Origin of the sequence: Vreelandella venusta (assembly GCF_015689495.1) — a bacterium.
GTDB classification, from domain to species: Bacteria; Pseudomonadota; Gammaproteobacteria; order Pseudomonadales; family Halomonadaceae; genus Vreelandella; species Vreelandella venusta.
Window position 1 is genome coordinate 2,594,179 of the sequence record NZ_CP065135.1, and the last position, 17,683, is coordinate 2,611,861.

A 17,683-nucleotide genomic window follows, 5' to 3' on the forward strand; every position below is an offset into this window, starting at 1 on the left:
CGCTTACCTTGTTTCATCCGCACGTAGCGCAGTAATGACATTTTCCATGCCTGCACTACGCGACCCTTTCACCAGTAGCGTGGTGTTAGGCGGCAGAGTATTAATAACATGACGCACTAGCGTCTCGTGGTCGTCAAAATGTTGCCCGCGACCGAAGGCTTCACTTGCTGAACGGGCGGCATCACCATAAGTCAGCAATGTGTCGATACCCAGTGACGCAGCGTAATGACCGATATCAGCATGCAGGGCATGAGACTCGCTGCCTAACTCCCCCATTGCGCCAAGCGCACACCAACGAGGAGCAGGAAAGTTCGCTAACGCATCCAATGCCGCTTTCACAGCACCGGGGTTTGCGTTGTACGTGTCGTCTAACAGCGTTGTATTGCGCACGCCGGGCACGATGCTTAACCGACCAGATAACGAGGATAACTCGCACAGCCCTGCCACTACTTGCTGCGGGGTAACGCCTAACGCAAGAGCCGCCGCAGCAGCCGCCAAAGCATTACTCACATTATGCTTACCAATCAAGGGCAGCTGCACATCACCCAGCACCCGGCCTCGCTCACTAAGCGTAAAAGCATACCGCCCCAAAGAGTCGCATGACAGTGCGGACGCGTGAACATCCGCATCGCTATGTAAGCCGTAGCTTACAACTTGCTTATTTCCCGCACAGGCTGACCAAAATTCAAAGTAGCCGTCATCGCGATTTATCACCGCAATACCATCTTCAACTAACCCGGCTAATATTTCGCTTTTGGCTTGGGCAATTTGCCCCATGCCGCCAAACTCTCCAACATGTGCGCCTGTTACATTGGTAATGATGGCAACATTCGGGGAGGTCAGCTGGCTGGTCCAAGCAATTTCGCCCAAATGATTAGCCCCGAGCTCAATCACGCCTGCTTGGTGGTGCGTTGCTAAACGCAGTAACGTCAGCGGCGCACCAATATCATTGTTTAAGTTTCCCTCGGTAGCAAGCACACCGCCCAGAGGAGAGAGCAGCGCAGCCGTCATCTCTTTAACGGTTGTTTTACCGCTGTTACCTGTGACAGCCACCAGTGGCAATGTGCAGCGCTGACGCCATGCTCGCGCCAGCAGGCCGAGGCTTAAACGCGTGTCAGCGCATACCAGTTGAGGAAGCAAACTATCAACCGGGTGCTCAACCAGAGCAGCTGCAGCGCCTTTATCTAGTGCCTGCTCAATAAAATCATGACCATCAAAACGCGGCCCCTTCAAGGCCACAAATAGACACCCAGGCACAATATGGCGCGTATCGGTAATGACCGCCGTCACCGACAACTGACATAAAGCCTGCGGGACAGGAAGCTTTAACGCTGAGGCAATGCTAGCTAACGACCAGTTCATCACATGGCAGCCCTAAGTTTGAAGGCTTTTATCACTTGTTCGCTATCTTGGTAGTCATGGCGTACGTTACCGATGTGCTGATAAGCCTCATGACCTTTCCCAGCCACTAAGATAACGTCCTGGCTGCCAGCATGCTGAACCGCATGACAAATCGCCTGACTACGATCACCTATTTCAGTAAAGGCAGCCGCAGCAGAAAAACCCGAAATAATTTGTTGACGAATTTGCTCGGCAGACTCCGTGCGCGGATTATCGTCAGTAACGATCACATGGTCCGCTCGCCGCTCCGCCACAGCAGCCATTTCTGCTCGCTTTCCCGTATCACGCTCTCCGCCACAACCGAACAGGCACCATAGCTTTCCAGCACTTCCCAAATGCTCTTTCAGCGCTTCGAGAGCATTTGCTAATGCATCCGGCGTGTGGGCATAGTCGATAACAACGCTGGGCGCATTAACCTCGCGGTATAACGCCATTCGCCCAGGCACTGGGCCCAACTCAGCTGCCAGCTCAAACAACTGCTCTAAAGATTCGCCCAACCCATAAAGCACACTAATGGCTAACAGCACATTGTCTAGATTAAACCGCCCCATTAAGCCGAGATTAAGCGTTTTCTCACCTTCCGGTGTAGCAACAAGAGCCTGTTGACCATGCTCATGGGGATGCCAACCAATCACGCGCAGCGTCACTGCTTCATCGTCGCCTACTGCCAAAACACGCACACGGCTATCACAGCCTGCCAACATTAGTCGCGCAAGAGGATCATTTGCATTGACGACCGCAAGCACAAGCTCAGAACGCCGGAACAACTTTGCTTTTGCAGCGGCATAAGCCGCCATACTGCCATGGTAATCAAGGTGATCTCGCGTCAGGTTGGTGAATACTCCTGCGGAGACGTTCACTGCGTCTAAACGGCGTTGCTCAAGGGCATGTGAAGAAACTTCAAGCGCCACACGCTTGACGCCTTGATGCGCTAAATCAGCTAAGGTTTCTTGCATTGCCAATGAACCAGGCGTAGTTAGGCCTGTATCGACCAATTGGCCAAGGCGACCAACACCTAATGTGCCGATCACTCCAGCAGGCTTGCCAAGTAGTTCACTTAACGCTGCTATGTAATGGGTAACAGAGCTTTTCCCATTGGTGCCGGTCACTCCAATCACCTGAAGATCGCTCGGAACAGCAAACAGCGTGCGGCCTAGCTCGCCGAGCCGCATAGACAGATGAGGTAAATAAAGTATCTCCCCGTCCAGTGAAACCCCACCCTCTTTAGTGTGTGCCAAAACGAGTGATGCACCTGCTGCCAATGCTTGGTCAACAAACTCACAACCATCACGCTGACTGCCAGGGACAGCCACAAATACATCGCCTACCGCTAACTTGCGCGTGTCCGTCACTAAGCGAAGCTGCTCTGGCAATTTAGGCAGCTCCTCAGGTAACACTGCGTTAGGCCAAACCTGCTTTAGTGCTACCCATAAACTCTCTGGGGACAACCTCATGCAATCTCCTTATGCTACTCGACCTCATGATCGGGCGGCACGTCCAGCAAACGTAGGGCATTACCTGTCACGCTAGAAAACACCGGAGCAGCCACTGCGCCACCATAAAATTGACCAGCGCGGGGGTGGTCAATCATAACGACGGTAACAATACGCGGATCGGAAATAGGTGCAATCCCCGCAAAAACACTGCGGTAAGCATCAGTGGTATAGCCTTGCTGCCCTATTTTACGCACCGTGCCTGTTTTTCCCCCCACACGATAGCCTTCAACCTGCGCTCGGCGCCCACCGGTATAGGCGGCGACCGACGTTTCCAAAATATTCAGCAAATCATTAGCCACTGTGGGCGATATAGCAGGAATTCCTTGAGGAGGCTCAGAAAGCCTCAACAGCGAGGGCGGCAAGCGTACGCCTTCATTGGCTAGCGCTGTGAAAGCACTGGCCAATTGAACGGCCGAAACAGAGAGACCGTAGCCATAGGAGAGCGTCGCTCGCTCACTTCGAGACCAGCGAACCGGTGCCGGCAAGCTACCTGCCGCCTCACCAGGAAAGCCAGTACCTGGTGCTTGCCCAAGGCCTAGCTGATTGTATTTTTCCCAAATTGCCGTATCGCTTAGCTGCAGCGCTAAACGAGACATACCAACGTTTGAAGACTTTTGTAGAATCCCCGCCAAATCTAAATCGCCGTAATTACGGAAGTCACGGATAGTAAACTGATCCAGGCGCATCCAGCCGGGCGAGGTATCAACGACAGCATCGCGATCTACAACACCACTTTCCAGTATCGCAGCCATTGCCAAAGGCTTCATAACAGACCCAGGTTCAAATACATCAACCAGCGCCTGGTTGCGTAAACCTCGCGGGTCCAAACCAGCGCGATTATTTGGGTTGTAAGATGGTAAGTTAGCCATTGCTAACACTTCCCCTGTGCGCGCATCGAGCATTACCAACACCCCACCGTCCGCCTCATGCTCGGCGACAGCAGCACGCAACTCACGGTAGGCCATATATTGAATGCGCTGATCAATTGACAGCGTTAACTCACCACCCGGTTGCGCTTCACGAATAACACCCAGCTCACGGACTAGCCGACCTCGTCGATCTTTTATGACTCGGCGCTGCCCAGGGTGCCCCGCCAAATAGGGTTGATAAGAGAGTTCAAGCCCCTCTTGGCCCACATCATCCACATTGGTAACACCCAGCAACTGCGCCGCCACTTCGCCAGCGGGATAATAACGTTTGTATTCACGTTGCTGATAAACCCCCGGCGTACGTAAGTCCAGTATGCGTTGGGCCGCATCTGGCGTCATTTGACGGCGAAGATACATAAACTCTCGACTGCTATAGCGAGAAACACGCGATTCAAAGTCATCGAGCGACATGCCCAAAGCTTGGGCCAGCATTACACGCTGAATAGCATCGGTAGGTAGCTCTTGGGGGTTTGCCCAAAGCGTCACAACAGGCGTAGAAATAGCCAGAGGTTCACCATTACGATCAGTGATCATACCGCGGTGTGCGGGTATTGCCTCATGGCGAAGCGTCCGGGCATCGCCTTGGCTCTGCAAAAACGGGCGATCAATTACCTGAAGCAGCGTAATCCTGCCGACTAGAATAACCGACGCCAACATTACAACAATGAGAATAAACAAAAAGCGTCCGCCAGCTAATGGCGGCGCAATAGGCATTTGACGGGATATCCCTCCCCGACTTTCACGCTTCATGGTCGAATCACCTCGACATCATTCACATCGGGAATGCGCATTTCAAGCCGTTCCGTAGCAATTTGCTCCACACGGGCCGGAGTAGACCACGCTCCCTCTTCCAATAACAGCTGCCCCCACTCGGTTTGCAGCTGATTTTTTTCCTGCTCTAACTGCTGTAGCTGCGCATACTGCACTCGCGTCATATGCGTGGTGGCAATCACTAAACCGCCAGTAGCGACACACGCCAAAAACAGCGCAACAAGGATAGCCGGCCAAGCTCGAAAGCGTAGCTTGAAGGGCCATTCGGTGCGCAGCGTTGACGCCCAACGCTCTATCCGATCCATGCTCATGATCACACTCGTTTACGGGCGGCTCGCATGACGGCACTGCGCGCCCGGGGGTTAGCGTCTACCTCTTCGTCACTTGGGCGCACTCCTTTACCCAAAGCTTCAAGACGGCGGTTTAGCTGATCATCGCGAATCGGCACGCCCCTTGGCAAGTGCGTATCACCCCGCACATGGTGGCGAATGAAGCGTTTCACACGACGATCTTCAAGTGAGTGGAAGCTAATCACCACTAGATGCCCACCTGGAGCTAGCACTTCCAAGGCCCCCTCAAGCGCTGCATCCAGTTGATCGAGCTCACCATTCAAATAAATACGCAACCCCTGAAACGCTTTGGTCGCTGGGTGACGCCCTTTTTCCCAAGCAGGATGGGCAGCCTTTAATACTTCGGCCAAATCAACAGTGTGCGTAAAAGGCTTTTCCACGCGCCGCGTAACAACGGCACGCGCCAAGCGCTTTGCGTAGCGCTCTTCACCATAGGTTTTGAACACAGTGGCAATCTCAGCTTCGCTAGCGCGGGCCAGAAACGCTGCCGCACTCTCCCCTTGAGTAGGATCCATACGCATATCAAGGGGACCGTTGCGCATAAAGCTAAAGCCACGCTCCGGATCATCTAACTGCGGGGAAGAAACACCAATATCTAGCAATACCCCTGAAAGCTTTCCGTAAACCCCTTGCTCTTGCGCATATTCAACTAACCGAGCGAACTCTCGCTGCGTTATATCAAATCGAGGATCATCGATAGCTTTAGCGGCTGCTATTGCTTGAGGATCACGATCCATGGCCATTAACCGACCTTGATCGCTCAGGCGCGAAAGAATAACGCGGGAATGCCCGCCTCGTCCAAACGTGCCGTCTAAATAAATACCATCTGAATTATGAACAAGTGTATCTACCGCCCCTTCCAATAAGACGCTAGTGTGGCGAAAATGGTTAGTAACCTGGTTAGCGTCAGGAGAAGGCATGTTAATCTCGCACAGTGTTAAGAAAGGTGCGAACGGCGCACCTTTTTATGGAAATGGGGAGTCGGCCGATAAGCCGGGTTCTGTCGTGGACAGTCATTCCTCTAGGCGCTGCGTCACCGCAGCGCTCAAGCAACCTACCCGGATCCAGCGCGGGCCACGCCATTGGATCCCTATTTGGTCTTGCTCCGAGTGGGGTTTACCTTGCCACGCACTGTTGCCAGGCGCGCGGTGCGCTCTTACCGCACCCTTTCACCCTTACCAGCCTCGAAAGGCTTAGGCGGTCTACTCTCTGCTGCACTTTCCGTCGGCTTACGCCGCCCAGGCGTTACCTGGCACTCTGCCCTATGGAGCCCGGACTTTCCTCCCCTAAGCAGCCATTACTGGCATATTAGCGGCGACTGTCTGGCCAACTCCGGCGGCAAGCATACCAGCGCCCTGCCGTCGCCTCAATGCCCACCTTTCAATGCTTGCAATCTTGCGTACCACTCCTGCTTTCGACCGCCCAGCATTTTTGCAGCTACGGCCGCCCCCTGCTTGACGCCAACACCTTCGGCCAGCATTGTCTTAAGCAGCTCATCAGCAGCAATTGATTGCTCATCGCTTTGAACAGCAGGCGGCGCCCCGGCGATCATTACGACAAATTCTCCGCGACCTTGGTTAGGGTCTTGCCTAAGTTGATCAAGTAATGACGCGGGCGAGCCCTGCAAAAAAGTCTCATACGTTTTGGTCAATTCTCGCGCCAGAACAACTGCCCGCTCGGGCAGTTGTTCACATAGCGATTCGAGCGTGTGCTCAATACGGTGAGGTGATTCGTAAAAAACCAACGTTTCTTCTCGAGATTGCCATTTTTCAAGCGCTTGCCGTCGCGCACTCGGCTTAGACGGCAAAAAACCGCCAAATGTAAATTTATCAGTCGGTAATCCAGCCGCCGAAAGCGCACTGACTAACGCGCAAGGCCCAGGAAGCGGCACTACTTGCCTACCCCGCAACCGTAACTCTCTTACCAGCACGAATCCCGGATCACATATCAGCGGCGTCCCCGCATCGCTAATTAGGGCAATACTCTCCCCCGCCATCAAGTAACTATCCAGCGTATCGACCCGCCGTGCTTCATTATGCTCATGCAGCGAGAGCATCGGCTTATTAATACCTAAATGCGCTAACAAGCGGCCACTGTGGCGTGTATCCTCCGCAGCAATGCGTGATACCTCTGCTAATACCCGAGCCGCGCGTGGTGACAAGTCTTCCAAATTCCCAATTGGTGTTGCAACCACGTACAATATACCCGGATGCTGGTGTGTCATTGTGACTCCCGATTTGTTAATAGCCTGCACTGACGGTGCGCCATGCTTGTACAATGGTAAATTTATCTGCTCATTGAGCCACGGCAGCGCAAATGGAAACTAAGGAAGGATACATGAAACAGTCAATACGTGGATTACTAGCCACTGCCTTCATGGCGCTTCTGATTACAGGGTGCGCCATGCAATCCCCAAGCGTGGTTGATCGCGTCCCTGACCAGGATGCCGGCCAATTGCTTAGTCAAGCAGAGCAGCAGGCGCCTGAGCAAGCCGCCAAGACACGACTCGAAGCGGCCAATATCCTCGCCAGACAAGGGCAACGCGAAAATGCTTTTGACGCAGCCGATGCGGTTGATGAAACAATGCTTTCAGAATCGGATCGGGTGCGCTGGGCAATGCTTTTCTCTGAACTTGCTCGCGGCCTGGACAACCCGCGCGCGGTCCTCCGTGCGACCCAGGTACTTGACGACGAGCTTCCCATGCGAGCAAACCAACAAAAAACCCTAACAGAACGGCAGCAGTGGGCACGTCAAGCCTTGGATCAAGCCGAATACACCAATGTATCCATACCTGAATTAGCGGGTGTCGAAATACGCCGCATAGCTGTGGCATTACCAGAATCCGGCCCACTAAGCAGCGTTGCTAACGCTATCGCTTCCGCCATGCGCCGCCATCACGAGCTGCACGGAGATAACGTACAACTCAACTTCATCAATGCCTCTCAATATTCATTAGGTGAGATTTACCAACGTGCAGAGCAAATGAATGCTCAGCTTTTGATTGGACCCATTGACAAAAGTCAAGTCACTCAGCTTGAACAACGCGACAGTGTACCACTACCGACGCTGGCTCTGAACTATGGTAATAGTGCAAGCAATCAGGCACCGCAACTCCTTCAGTATGGTTTATCTGCTGAAGATGAAGCCCGCCAAGCTGCTCGCCGAGCCTTTCAGGACGGCCATCGTCAAATGTCTATTATGGTGCCCGACAACGCCTGGGGACGGCGCGTCGGCGAAGCCTTTTGGAATGAGTGGCAAAGCCAAGGCGGTGAAATCACCAATGCTGTTCGCTACAACCCTAGCAACGCGGTAGCCAACGCAGTCAAAACAGCCCTAAATGTCAGCGGCGATCGCGCCCGCCTAGGCAATATTGATGCACTATTCTTACTGGCACTTCCTGAGTATGCACGCCAAGTACCGCCCACCTTGGACTACTACTACGCCCCCAACCTGCCTGTTTACGCCACATCTCACCTCCATGAAGGGCGCCTACAGACACGCCTAGATCAAGACCTAAACGATGTGATGTTTATCGACATTCCCTGGCAAATCCCTGATGCAGCGGTTGGTGGGGAAGAAGCGCTGCCCTTCTATTCGACGTATGCCGAGCTTCGCAACGAGTCAGATGCGTCAATGTTCCGCCTGATGGCAATGGGCGTGGATGCTTACGAACTTGGCATTCGCTTATCAGACCTATCAGCCCTTGACGGCATGAATGGAAGCACTGGCACTCTTCACCTATCAGACGATGGCAGGATTCACCGGGAATTACCGTGGGCGAAATTCCAAAATGGCGTGCCTTCGCCCATTTTGATTCCCGGCCTTCTGAACGATGACCAATAGCCACCAGAACCCCAATACACCGCAAACAGCACGGACTCGGGGCGCAGCCATTGAGCAATTAGCTGCTCAATGGCTGCAGCAGCATGGCTTAACGCTTGTCACTAGTAATCATCACGTTAAAGGTGGCGAGCTTGATCTTGTGATGAAAGACCAGGACACCCTGGTCTTTATCGAAGTAAAACATCGCACCACTACCCGTTACGGCCATCCCTTAGAGACCGTCACTGCACAGAAGCGACATCGTCTAATACGAGCAGCCAAGCTCTATATCGCCCAACATGCTGTTTTAAGTCCGTGTCGCTTTGATATCCTAGCTATCACGGGCACGCCTCCCGCGCTTGAATTTCAGTGGGAAAAAGCGGCTTTTGATGCTTACTGATACTTTTACCTAGGAAGCCCTAATGGACTTTCAATCACGCATACTTAATCACTTTAACGCCAGCATAGACACGAAAACATATGCCAGCGAAGTGCTGCCGCCGTTTATCGAAGTCGCCAGCCAAATGATGGTTCAGTGCTTAATTAATGAAGGCAAAGTCCTCGCCTGCGGCAATGGCGGCAGCGCAGGCGATAGCCAGCACTTTTCGTCCGAGCTATTGAATCGCTTTGAACGTGAGCGCCCAAGCCTACCCGCACTAGCACTGACAACCGACACTTCAACGCTTACCTCGATCGCTAACGACTACACTTATAATGAAGTGTTTTCCAAGCAGATCAGAGCGCTAGGACAGCCCGGCGATGTCTTGTTAGCTATTTCCACCAGTGGCAACTCAGCCAATATCGTTCAAGCCATTCAGGCGGCCCATGACCGCGATATGACGGTAGTCGCGCTTACTGGCAGAGATGGGGGCGATATGGCGTCACTGCTAGGCCAAGATGACTGCGAGATCCGCGTGCCAGCGACATCTACTGCACGCATTCAAGAGGTTCACCTACTCGTCATCCACTGCTTATGTGATTTAATTGACGAACAGCTCTTTGGCGGAATCGACTAAATAGTCAGCATAAAACTCATTAACCTGAGCAGATCAAACTGCAAAAACACAATCAAACGGGTAGATTAACACCTACTGACTTTACACTTCACAAGGAGTCATCGCCATGGTCCTGCGCTATCCTTTATACAAACTAATTGCCGTTGCGACACTTAGCGTTATTTTACTGACTGGATGCGCGAATAACGCGGCATCTAACCCCTCCAACTATGGTCAGCGCAGCAGTGATGTCGAAGCCATTGATACAACCATCGAACGTGAAGCACCACGTGCACTGGAGCGTGCAGACGCTCGCCTGAGAGATGCTCGCATAAGGGCACAGAGCTATAACGGCTCACTCCTACTGATTGGACAAGTACCAAGCGAGGAACTGCGCAATAAAGCAGCTGAAGTCGCCAGCTCTCTACGCGGCGTAGACCAAGTTCACAACGAACTCAGTATTGCTGCAAATCTACCCGCCAGCCAACGCCTAAACGACACTTGGATAACCACCAATGTGATGAGCCAACTTGCCACCAATGACCGTATCGACTCATCAAAACTAAAAGTCACCACAGAAAACGCGACGGTTTATCTGATGGGCATGGTGACTCGCGATGAAGGCAACCGAATTGCCAATGCGGTATCAGCGGTTGGCGGTATTCAGCGAATCGTCAAAGTCTTTGACTATATCGACTGATTAATACATCGGCAGAAAAAACCTCGTCTCAGCTTTTCACCGAGACGAGGTTTTTTTATTCACCCACCAGCTTGCTCAGCAAAATCGTCGCTAAGAAGCACAGGCTAATATCTTAGCTAAGCCACCGAGCTATTTAACCACACGTAACGTTGGCTTTTTCTTAGCCTTTTTAGACGGCAAAGCAGAAACATCACCCTCTTTTTCAGACACAGGCTCTGTAACCGTTAACTCAGGCTTCGACGACTCATCGCAAGAGTCTGAAAAATCGCCACCCAATTCCGCATCATCAAATTCTGCTGCATCCAACTCTGGCTCATGACCAAACACCATACCAGCACCATTTTCGCGAGCGTAAATTGCGATAAGCGCAGGTGTAGGAATCATTACCTGCATAGGCTGGCCACCAAAGCGAGCATTAAACCCCATGGCCTGATTTTCCATAAACAGGTCACGCACAGCAGTTGGCGCTACATTCAACACAATTTGTCCATTCTGAACAAACTGACGCGGCACCTCTACGCCTGGCTGAGTAGCATCTACTACCACATAAGGCGTCAACTCATTATCCAGCAACCACTCATAGAGAGCTCGGGCGAGATAGGGACGGCTCGATTTCATAAGGCTCCCTCCTCCTGAAAAATATGCCCCTTACCTAATTAAGGAAAAGAGGCAGCATGAATTCAAGCGCGCATCTCTTTTTCACGCTCGTTTAAAGATGCCTTAAACGCTTCACGTTCGAATACCCGCGACATATAGCCCAACAGAGGCTTTACCTGCTTCTCAGGCAACTCAATATTCAGCTCAGGCAAACGCCATAAAATCGGCGCTAAACAGCAGTCGACAAGCGTAAACTCCTCACTCATAAAGTAAGGCATATCTTCAAAGATGGGCGAAATCCCAATGAGACTTTCGCGCAGCTCTTTACGCGCCTTTTCCGCTTCCTTTTTACCACCAGTGCGTATTTGCTCCAGCATTGGGCACCACTCGCGCTCAATACGATGCATCCACAAACGGCTTTGCGCCCGCGCCACCGGATAAACAGGCAGCAAAGGAGGATGAGGGAAACGCTCATCCAGATACTCCATCATGACCTTAGACTCATAGAGCACTAAGTCACGATCTAGCAGCGTAGGCACGCTGTTGTACGGGTTGAGGTCTGCTAACTCTTCAGGCGGACGCTCGTCGCTGACATCAACGATATCAACCGCCACCCCCTTTTCAGCCAGAACAATGCGTACACGATGACTAAAATGATCATCATTACCAGAGTAAAAGATCATCGACGACCGCTTGGCCACAACACCCATGAAAGCATCCTCGCATCAAAACAATCTTTGATAATAACACGCCAGCGCTAGCTTATGGGATGGTAACCCGCTTTGCATTACGACTGACTAGATAAACAAAGGGCGCACGGCTTCCGCCGTGCGCCCGACATGCCGCTCATCACTCAATAATTAGTGAACATCTCGCCAATACTCACGCTTAAGCAAGTAGGCAATCACACCAAAAATGAAAATGAAGATCAGCACTTTAGGTGCTAGTGCCTGAGCTTGAAGCTTGGAGGGCTCGCCCACATAAGCTAGGAAGTTAGTAAGATCATACACTGCTTCCTCAAACTCAGCAGGCTCCATGGAACCTGGCTGGGTTACTTGCAGCACATCACAAGACTGGTACTTACCCGACAAAGGATCGGGTGACTGCCCCGCCACCGGATGATCCGTTTCCGCACACACCAGCTCTTGTACACCCTGCAGTGGCTCCAACACGTTAGGCATCGCAACTAAATCGAATACCGTGTTGTTAACACCAGTGGGGCGGCTCGGATCTTTGTAGAAACCAAGCAGATAAGAGTAGATCCAGTCCGCTCCACGCACACGCGCTTTAAGCGATAGATCTGGCGGCGGCGCACCGAACCAAGACTCAGCATCACCACTATTCATTGCAATGTGCATCTGATCATTGAACCCCAAATCAGATGAGAAAATCAGATTTTCTTCAACCAAATCCTGGGGCATCCCCAGATCTTCAGCCGCACGAGCAAAGCGTTGATACTGAAGCGAGTGACAGCCCATGCAGTAGTTAACATAGAGCTTCATGCCATTTTGCAGCGAGGCTTGATCATGCAGATCAGGGTCCATCGAGTGAGGCACACTCGCACCACCGGCAGCCATCGCAGTTACTGGCACTAACGCGAAAAGGAGTCCAAGTAGATACTTTTTCATTAGCCAGTCACCCTTTCCGGAACGGGTTTAGTTTTCTCCAGCTTGGTGTAAAGCGGCATCAAGATGAAGAAGGCGAAATAAATGACGGTACATACCTGCGCCAGAATGGTTCGACCTTCGGTTGATGGCAATACACCTAACACACCGAGAACAACGAAGCTGATAGAAAACAGCAGCAGCATAGTTTTCGACATCCAGCCTTTGTAGCGCATTGAGCGCACCGGACTACGATCCAGCCAGGGCAGAACAAACAATATCGCAATCGCAGCGCCCATAAAGATAACACCGAGGAACTTAGCGTCTAAGCCGAACACGGAGAAAGTGATAGCGCGAAGAATGGCATAGAAAGGCGTCATATACCAAACAGGTGCGATGTGATCAGGCGTTTTTAGCGGGTTCGCTTGATCAAAGTTTGGCTTCTCAATAAAGTAGCCGCCGCCCTCTGGGAAGTAGAACACCACTACGCAGAAAACAAACAGGAAGACCGCAATACCTACCAGGTCTTTTACCGTGTAGTAAGGGTGGAAAGGAATTCCATCCAACGGTACGCCCGCTTCATCCTTCTTCTGCTTAATATCAATGCCGTCAGGGTTATTTGAACCCACTTCGTGTAGCGCAATAATATGCAACACGACGAGCGCTAAAATAACGATTGGCAGAGCCACCACATGCAGTGCAAAGAAACGGTTAAGGGTAATGCCTGAGATCAGGAAGTCACCACGCACCCACTGCGCCAGGTCAGGACCAATGCCAGGAATCGCTGAGAACAACGAAATAATAACCTGAGCACCCCAGTAAGACATCTGGCCCCATGGCAACAAATAGCCCATGAAGGCTTCGGCCATCAATACCAGATAAATCGTCATACCAAACACCCACACCAATTCACGAGGCGCTTTGTAGGAACCATACAAGAGGCCACGGAACATATGTAGATAGACGACAAGGAAGAAGGCAGAAGCGCCGGTGGTGTGCATATAGCGAATCAGCCACCCCCACTCCACATCACGCATAATGTATTCGACAGAATCGAATGCACCTTCAGCAGAGGGGTTAAAGCTCATGGTTAACCAAACCCCGGTCAAGATTTGGTTAACCAGCGCCAGCAGCGCTAATGAGCCAAAGAAATACCAAAAGTTGAAATTTTTAGGCGCGTAGTATTTGGAAAGATGCTCCTGCCACATCTGAGTAGCGGGGAAGCGATCATCTACCCAACGCATGAGGCCCTTTTCCGCCTTGGCTTTATTCGGATTACCCATCAGGCAGCCTCCTCATCTTCGCCGACGACAATAATGTCATCATTTTCAAAGCGGTAGGGTGGAACCTCAAGATTAGTCGGCGCAGGTACGTTATTAAATACGCGACCAGCCAAGTCAAAGCGAGAGCCATGGCATGGGCAGAAGAAACCACCCGGCCAGTTCTCCACCCCAACCCCTTCGGCATTCGGCTCAGGTCGGAACAAGGGTGAACAGCCCAAATGCGTGCAAATACCAATCAACACGCCTATTTCTGGCTTAATAGAGCGCAGACCACCTTGGATATATGCTGGCTGCTGCGGCACCTCTGAATTAGGATCCGCTAAGCTGTCGGCACCTAACGCTTCCGTTCGCTCGATCATTTCCGGCGTACGGTTAATAATCCAAATCGGCCGACCACGCCATTCGACGGTCATACGCTGCCCAGGCCCAAGCTTCGATATATCAGCTTGAACAGGCGCGCCTGCCGCTCTTGCCTTGGCACTAGGCTGCCAAGAAGCCACAAAGGGGACCGCAACCCCGACAGCGCCCACCGCCCCCACAACGGAGGTGGCGCCTACAAGGAAACGGCGCCGACCTTTGTTTACGCCGTTATCTGCCATTTCTGGTTTCTCCCATCAGCTTACCCGTTCCGCCGCAAAGGCGTCTTGCGACGACGAATATCAAATACGCTCTATGTTAAAAAAACAAAGCGCTCTGCACAAGAACAACCGCCCGTGACCATGGTGGTATAAGCGTTATAATTTTTTGATATTCCAATAAAAAGCGCCCAGGTCTTTGACCCGGGCGCTTTTGCCGCATAGCGTAAAATTAACGCTTAGAGAACTGCGGACGACGACGTGCTTTACGCAGACCGACTTTCTTACGCTCAACCTGACGGGCATCGCGGGTTACATAACCGGCAGCGCGCAATGCTGGACGCAGATCTTCATTATAGTTCATCAGGGCGCGAGTGATGCCGTGACGAATGGCGCCTGCTTGAGAGGAACCACCACCGCCAGCAACAGTGACGAACACGTCAAACTGGTTCAGTGTTTCAGTCAACTCAAGCGGCTGACGAACAACCATACGACCAGTCACTCGACCAAAATACAGGTCAAGATCTTTATCATTGACAGTAATTTTGCCAGAGCCCGGCTTCATAAACACGCGAGCGGTGGAAGTCTTGCGGCGCCCGGTACCGTAATACTGCTGTGTCATGGCGAAGATTTCCTCAGATGTTCAGTTCAAGCGGCTGTTGGGCAGCATGCGGATGCTCGGCACCGGCGTACACTTTCAATTTTGAGTACATGGCGCGACCCAAAGGACCTTTCGGCAACATGCCTTTAACGGCAGACTCAATAATGCGCTCAGGGGCATGATCAAGCATTTTGTCGAATGTCATAGAGCGCAGACCGCCCGGGTAACCCGTGTGGCGATAGTAGGTTTTAGCCTTCGCCTTATTGCCGGTTACATGGACTTTTTCAGCGTTGATAACAACGATGTAATCGCCAGTATCAACGTGAGGAGTAAATTCGGGTTTATGCTTGCCACGCAGGCGGCGAGCAATCTCGGTTGCCAGACGACCGAGCGTTTTGTCCGTAGCGTCGACTACGTACCAGTCGCGCTGGACGGACTGCGGCTTAGCACTGAACGTCTTCATGGATAAAATCACCAGATTAAGTGTGTTGGGTAGCTCACACCGCTATATAAGCAATGAAGCACCATCCCTATTTTTTTTGGTTGCCAGAAAAAACCAGCAACGTGTAGCGAGGCGGCATTCTACAGCAAGTATCACCGCAAGTTAAGTACCGCCACTCTTTTTTATTAATATCGCTCTTATTGATATTATTCTTGCTTGCAGCGTATTTATCGGCGTACCCGACACTAGGGCTTATGAGGTAGCGCTAAATACTCTTTAGACTGCATTTCCTGCAGGCGTGACAGCGTCCGCTGAAATTCAAAGGTCAGCTTGCCATCGCGATACAGTGCTTCAACTGGCGCCTCTGCCGACATCAACAGCTTGACCCCGCGATCGTAAAACTCATCAACCATATTAATAAAGCGGCGAGCCTGATCGTCAGTTTTTGCATTCATCTGAGTGACGTTAGACACCAAAACCGTATGAAACTCCCTGGCCAGCTCAATATAATCATTCTGGCTACGCGGCCCATCACAGAGTTCGACAAATTCAAACCATGCCACATCGTCGTGGAGTCGACGTGTCTTTAAAACGCGATGATTAACCTCAAGAGGCGCCCCCTCCTCGCCCTCATGGCCAGCTATTTCTCTGAAACTCCTGCTCAGCTCCTGCTCTGCCGCCTCATCAAGCGGCGCATGAAAAATTTCAGCTCGCTCCAGGGCACGCAAACGGTAGTCAACACCAGAATCGACGTTGACGATCTCGCAGTGACGATTCACTAGCTCAATGGCGGGAACAAACCGTGCGCGCTGCAGCCCATCCTTGTAAAGGTCGTCCGGCACTATATTTGATGTCGCCACCAACACCACACCACGCTCAAATAGCGCCTCAAGCAAATTTGCCAAGATCATCGCGTCGGTAATATCTTTGACAAAAAATTCATCAAAGCAAATAACGCGCGCTTCGGTAGCAAACTTGCCAGCAATCAGCGTCAACGGGTTCTTTTCGCCTTTATAGTGCGTCAACTCATTATGAACGCGCTGCATAAAACGATGAAAGTGGGTGCGCATTTTTTCAGGAAACGGCAGCGCTTCGTAGAAAGTGTCGACTAGATACGTTTTCCCACGCCCCACACCTCCCCAAAAGTAGAGTCCCTTAACGTCAGGCAGCACCGGCTCACTAGCACTGGCTTTTTTACCCAGCAATCCGGCAACTTTTGCCTTTAATCCTTTGTTGGCAACGACCGCCTTAGGAGCACTAGCCGGAGCGGCTAGCAGCTCATCATAAAGGCGTTGCAGATGCTTAACCGCCCGCTCTTGAGCTGGGTCATACTGGAAATCGTCACGCTTTAAGTCTTCCTGATACCGCGCAAAAGGCGTTAATCGGCTCGCCTGCTCGCTGTCTTGACGTGCAGATAATGATGACATCAACTCGCTCCCACAGCCCACATCGTGAACGAAACTGTGACGTTGTAAGAACACAGTCTGCCCAAATAAAAAAACAGTATTATACGCTGCATAATAACTAAGCGCATGAGCGGATTGACCCAACCAACGGATACGCGCCTATAATAGTCACGCTTTGTTAAGCTGTTTGTTAAGCTGTTTGTCAAACCCCGCCATGCGTTTGGTGGCGTGCATCATCTCTAGGGAGAATACTGTGGAAGCAAGCTCGCCATTCACTGTTGCGATTATCGGTGTCGTTATTGGATTTGTTATCGGCTTAGCGTGCTATCGCCTGTTCAGCAAAAGCCAACGTGACCACGCCACACTAAAGCAGTCTTTGCTTGAGCGTGAGCATCAAATAGCCGAGCTTAAGAAAGGCATGGGAAGCCACCTTTCCGGTATTCAGCAGCATATTGTTAATATTCGCCAGGAAGCTGATCGATTAGAGCAGCAAATAGACAGCGAAGCTGCTGAATGGAGACTGGAAACAGCCACAACGCCTCCCACAAGCAAACTCGCGCCTGGCACAGAGGAGGAAGGCGACGTTAACACTCCTCGTGATTATGCGGATGGCAAAAGCGGGACGCTGTCTGAAGACTTTGGCCTAAAAGACAGCTTGAAAGAGCATGATGAGCCTGCTCCGCAACCTCCTCGTTATTAGTAATTAACAAG

The 17,683-nt window shown here is 51.7% G+C and carries 19 protein-coding genes and 1 other RNA gene; 5 read left to right on the forward strand and 15 right to left on the reverse strand.

Features of this window, described 5'->3' with window-relative positions; all coding sequences use genetic code 11:
* Positions 1-3: 3 nt before the first annotated feature.
* From IR195_RS12515 to rsmI, 7 genes are all read right to left on the reverse strand, one after another.
* The gene (locus tag IR195_RS12515; protein WP_206047710.1) at positions 4-1,362 is read right to left on the reverse strand and encodes a UDP-N-acetylmuramoyl-tripeptide--D-alanyl-D-alanine ligase; all 1,359 of its coding nucleotides are present in this window, start codon (positions 1,360-1,362) and stop codon (positions 4-6) included.
* Positions 1,362-2,855 (reverse strand): UDP-N-acetylmuramoyl-L-alanyl-D-glutamate--2,6-diaminopimelate ligase, encoded by a 1,494-nt coding sequence (locus IR195_RS12520; RefSeq protein ID WP_206047711.1) that lies wholly within the window; start codon positions 2,853-2,855, stop codon positions 1,362-1,364. The genes IR195_RS12515 and IR195_RS12520 overlap by 1 nt, the downstream gene beginning before the upstream one ends.
* 14 nt (positions 2,856-2,869) lie before the next feature.
* Positions 2,870-4,576 (reverse strand): peptidoglycan D,D-transpeptidase FtsI family protein, encoded by a 1,707-nt coding sequence (locus IR195_RS12525; RefSeq protein ID WP_206047712.1) that lies wholly within the window; start codon positions 4,574-4,576, stop codon positions 2,870-2,872.
* A complete protein-coding gene (gene ftsL, locus IR195_RS12530) occupies positions 4,573-4,908 on the reverse strand; it encodes a cell division protein FtsL (protein ID WP_125749084.1) in 336 nt (111 codons plus the stop codon). Before ftsL ends, IR195_RS12525 begins: the two co-directional genes overlap by 4 nt.
* A gap of 2 nt (positions 4,909-4,910) precedes the next feature.
* Positions 4,911-5,867, reverse strand: coding sequence for a 16S rRNA (cytosine(1402)-N(4))-methyltransferase RsmH (gene rsmH / locus IR195_RS12535; protein WP_125749087.1), 957 nt, complete (start codon positions 5,865-5,867; stop codon positions 4,911-4,913).
* Positions 5,868-5,920: 53 nt separating this feature from the next.
* Positions 5,921-6,281: RNase P RNA component class A (gene rnpB, locus IR195_RS12540), an RNA gene on the reverse strand.
* 32 nt (positions 6,282-6,313) lie between these two features.
* On the reverse strand, positions 6,314-7,171 hold the full coding sequence (gene rsmI / locus IR195_RS12545; RefSeq protein ID WP_146943337.1) for a 16S rRNA (cytidine(1402)-2'-O)-methyltransferase: 858 nt from the start codon (positions 7,169-7,171) through the stop codon (positions 6,314-6,316).
* Between the two features lie 113 nt (positions 7,172-7,284).
* Here rsmI and IR195_RS12550 point away from each other — a divergent pair, with 113 nt between their 5' ends.
* The 4 genes from IR195_RS12550 to IR195_RS12565 all read left to right on the forward strand — a co-directional run bounded on the left by IR195_RS12550 (position 7,285) and on the right by IR195_RS12565 (position 10,464).
* Entirely contained in the window at positions 7,285-8,790 is a 1,506-nt protein-coding gene (locus tag IR195_RS12550) for a penicillin-binding protein activator (RefSeq protein ID WP_206047713.1), read from the forward strand.
* Positions 8,780-9,169 carry a YraN family protein gene (locus IR195_RS12555; protein ID WP_125749095.1) on the forward strand — a complete coding sequence of 130 codons (390 nt, stop codon included), beginning with the start codon at positions 8,780-8,782 and terminating at the stop codon, positions 9,167-9,169. The genes IR195_RS12550 and IR195_RS12555 overlap by 11 nt, the downstream gene beginning before the upstream one ends.
* 22 nt (positions 9,170-9,191) lie before the next feature.
* Positions 9,192-9,785, forward strand: coding sequence for a phosphoheptose isomerase (locus tag IR195_RS12560; RefSeq protein ID WP_125749098.1), 594 nt, complete (start codon positions 9,192-9,194; stop codon positions 9,783-9,785).
* 106 nt (positions 9,786-9,891) lie between these two features.
* Complete coding sequence (locus IR195_RS12565) at positions 9,892-10,464, forward strand: BON domain-containing protein (RefSeq protein ID WP_206047714.1); 573 nt, start codon at positions 9,892-9,894, stop codon at positions 10,462-10,464.
* Positions 10,465-10,593: 129 nt separating this feature from the next.
* Here the strand turns inward: IR195_RS12565 and IR195_RS12570 are convergent, their stop codons facing one another.
* The 8 genes from IR195_RS12570 to zapE all read right to left on the reverse strand — a co-directional run bounded on the left by IR195_RS12570 (position 10,594) and on the right by zapE (position 16,993).
* The gene (locus IR195_RS12570) at positions 10,594-11,082 is read right to left on the reverse strand and encodes a ClpXP protease specificity-enhancing factor (RefSeq protein WP_125749104.1); all 489 of its coding nucleotides are present in this window, start codon (positions 11,080-11,082) and stop codon (positions 10,594-10,596) included.
* 62 nt (positions 11,083-11,144) lie between these two features.
* Positions 11,145-11,771 (reverse strand): stringent starvation protein SspA, encoded by a 627-nt coding sequence (gene sspA / locus IR195_RS12575; RefSeq protein ID WP_089037713.1) that lies wholly within the window; start codon positions 11,769-11,771, stop codon positions 11,145-11,147.
* A 150-nt stretch (positions 11,772-11,921) separates the two neighbouring features.
* Positions 11,922-12,689, reverse strand: a complete 768-nt coding sequence (locus tag IR195_RS12580; RefSeq protein ID WP_206047715.1) for a cytochrome c1 — start codon at positions 12,687-12,689, stop codon at positions 11,922-11,924.
* Complete coding sequence (locus IR195_RS12585) at positions 12,689-13,948, reverse strand: cytochrome b (RefSeq protein WP_206047716.1); 1,260 nt, start codon at positions 13,946-13,948, stop codon at positions 12,689-12,691. The genes IR195_RS12580 and IR195_RS12585 overlap by 1 nt, the downstream gene beginning before the upstream one ends.
* Positions 13,948-14,547 carry a ubiquinol-cytochrome c reductase iron-sulfur subunit gene (gene petA, locus IR195_RS12590; RefSeq protein WP_206047717.1) on the reverse strand — a complete coding sequence of 200 codons (600 nt, stop codon included), beginning with the start codon at positions 14,545-14,547 and terminating at the stop codon, positions 13,948-13,950. Before petA ends, IR195_RS12585 begins: the two co-directional genes overlap by 1 nt.
* A gap of 208 nt (positions 14,548-14,755) precedes the next feature.
* A complete protein-coding gene (gene rpsI / locus IR195_RS12595; protein WP_125749117.1) occupies positions 14,756-15,145 on the reverse strand; it encodes a 30S ribosomal protein S9 in 390 nt (129 codons plus the stop codon).
* 13 nt (positions 15,146-15,158) lie between these two features.
* Positions 15,159-15,587 (reverse strand): 50S ribosomal protein L13, encoded by a 429-nt coding sequence (rplM, locus tag IR195_RS12600; RefSeq protein WP_009721993.1) that lies wholly within the window; start codon positions 15,585-15,587, stop codon positions 15,159-15,161.
* 224 nt (positions 15,588-15,811) lie between these two features.
* The gene (gene zapE / locus IR195_RS12605; protein WP_206047718.1) at positions 15,812-16,993 is read right to left on the reverse strand and encodes a cell division protein ZapE; all 1,182 of its coding nucleotides are present in this window, start codon (positions 16,991-16,993) and stop codon (positions 15,812-15,814) included.
* Between the two features lie 232 nt (positions 16,994-17,225).
* Between zapE and IR195_RS12610 the strand changes: the two genes are divergently transcribed.
* A complete protein-coding gene (locus IR195_RS12610) occupies positions 17,226-17,672 on the forward strand; it encodes a ZapG family protein (RefSeq protein ID WP_206047719.1) in 447 nt (148 codons plus the stop codon).
* The last annotated feature ends 11 nt before the right edge of the window (positions 17,673-17,683 follow it).

What these genes read in the sequence shown, in the direction of transcription:
- IR195_RS12515 (WP_206047710.1), bottom strand. Translation starts at nt 1,362, where the DNA reads ATGAACTGGTCGTTAGCTAGCATTGCCTCAGCGTTAAAGCTTCCTGTC.
- IR195_RS12520 (WP_206047711.1), bottom strand. Translation starts at nt 2,855, where the DNA reads ATGAGGTTGTCCCCAGAGAGTTTATGGGTAGCACTAAAGCAGGTTTGG.
- IR195_RS12525 (WP_206047712.1), bottom strand. Translation starts at nt 4,576, where the DNA reads ATGAAGCGTGAAAGTCGGGGAGGGATATCCCGTCAAATGCCTATTGCG.
- ftsL (WP_125749084.1), bottom strand. Translation starts at nt 4,908, where the DNA reads ATGAGCATGGATCGGATAGAGCGTTGGGCGTCAACGCTGCGCACCGAA.
- rsmH (WP_125749087.1), bottom strand. Translation starts at nt 5,867, where the DNA reads ATGCCTTCTCCTGACGCTAACCAGGTTACTAACCATTTTCGCCACACT.
- rsmI (WP_146943337.1), bottom strand. Translation starts at nt 7,171, where the DNA reads ATGACACACCAGCATCCGGGTATATTGTACGTGGTTGCAACACCAATT.
- IR195_RS12550 (WP_206047713.1), top strand. Translation starts at nt 7,285, where the DNA reads ATGAAACAGTCAATACGTGGATTACTAGCCACTGCCTTCATGGCGCTT.
- IR195_RS12555 (WP_125749095.1), top strand. Translation starts at nt 8,780, where the DNA reads ATGACCAATAGCCACCAGAACCCCAATACACCGCAAACAGCACGGACT.
- IR195_RS12560 (WP_125749098.1), top strand. Translation starts at nt 9,192, where the DNA reads ATGGACTTTCAATCACGCATACTTAATCACTTTAACGCCAGCATAGAC.
- IR195_RS12565 (WP_206047714.1), top strand. Translation starts at nt 9,892, where the DNA reads ATGGTCCTGCGCTATCCTTTATACAAACTAATTGCCGTTGCGACACTT.
- IR195_RS12570 (WP_125749104.1), bottom strand. Translation starts at nt 11,082, where the DNA reads ATGAAATCGAGCCGTCCCTATCTCGCCCGAGCTCTCTATGAGTGGTTG.
- sspA (WP_089037713.1), bottom strand. Translation starts at nt 11,771, where the DNA reads ATGGGTGTTGTGGCCAAGCGGTCGTCGATGATCTTTTACTCTGGTAAT.
- IR195_RS12580 (WP_206047715.1), bottom strand. Translation starts at nt 12,689, where the DNA reads ATGAAAAAGTATCTACTTGGACTCCTTTTCGCGTTAGTGCCAGTAACT.
- IR195_RS12585 (WP_206047716.1), bottom strand. Translation starts at nt 13,948, where the DNA reads ATGGGTAATCCGAATAAAGCCAAGGCGGAAAAGGGCCTCATGCGTTGG.
- petA (WP_206047717.1), bottom strand. Translation starts at nt 14,547, where the DNA reads ATGGCAGATAACGGCGTAAACAAAGGTCGGCGCCGTTTCCTTGTAGGC.
- rpsI (WP_125749117.1), bottom strand. Translation starts at nt 15,145, where the DNA reads ATGACACAGCAGTATTACGGTACCGGGCGCCGCAAGACTTCCACCGCT.
- rplM (WP_009721993.1), bottom strand. Translation starts at nt 15,587, where the DNA reads ATGAAGACGTTCAGTGCTAAGCCGCAGTCCGTCCAGCGCGACTGGTAC.
- zapE (WP_206047718.1), bottom strand. Translation starts at nt 16,993, where the DNA reads ATGTCATCATTATCTGCACGTCAAGACAGCGAGCAGGCGAGCCGATTA.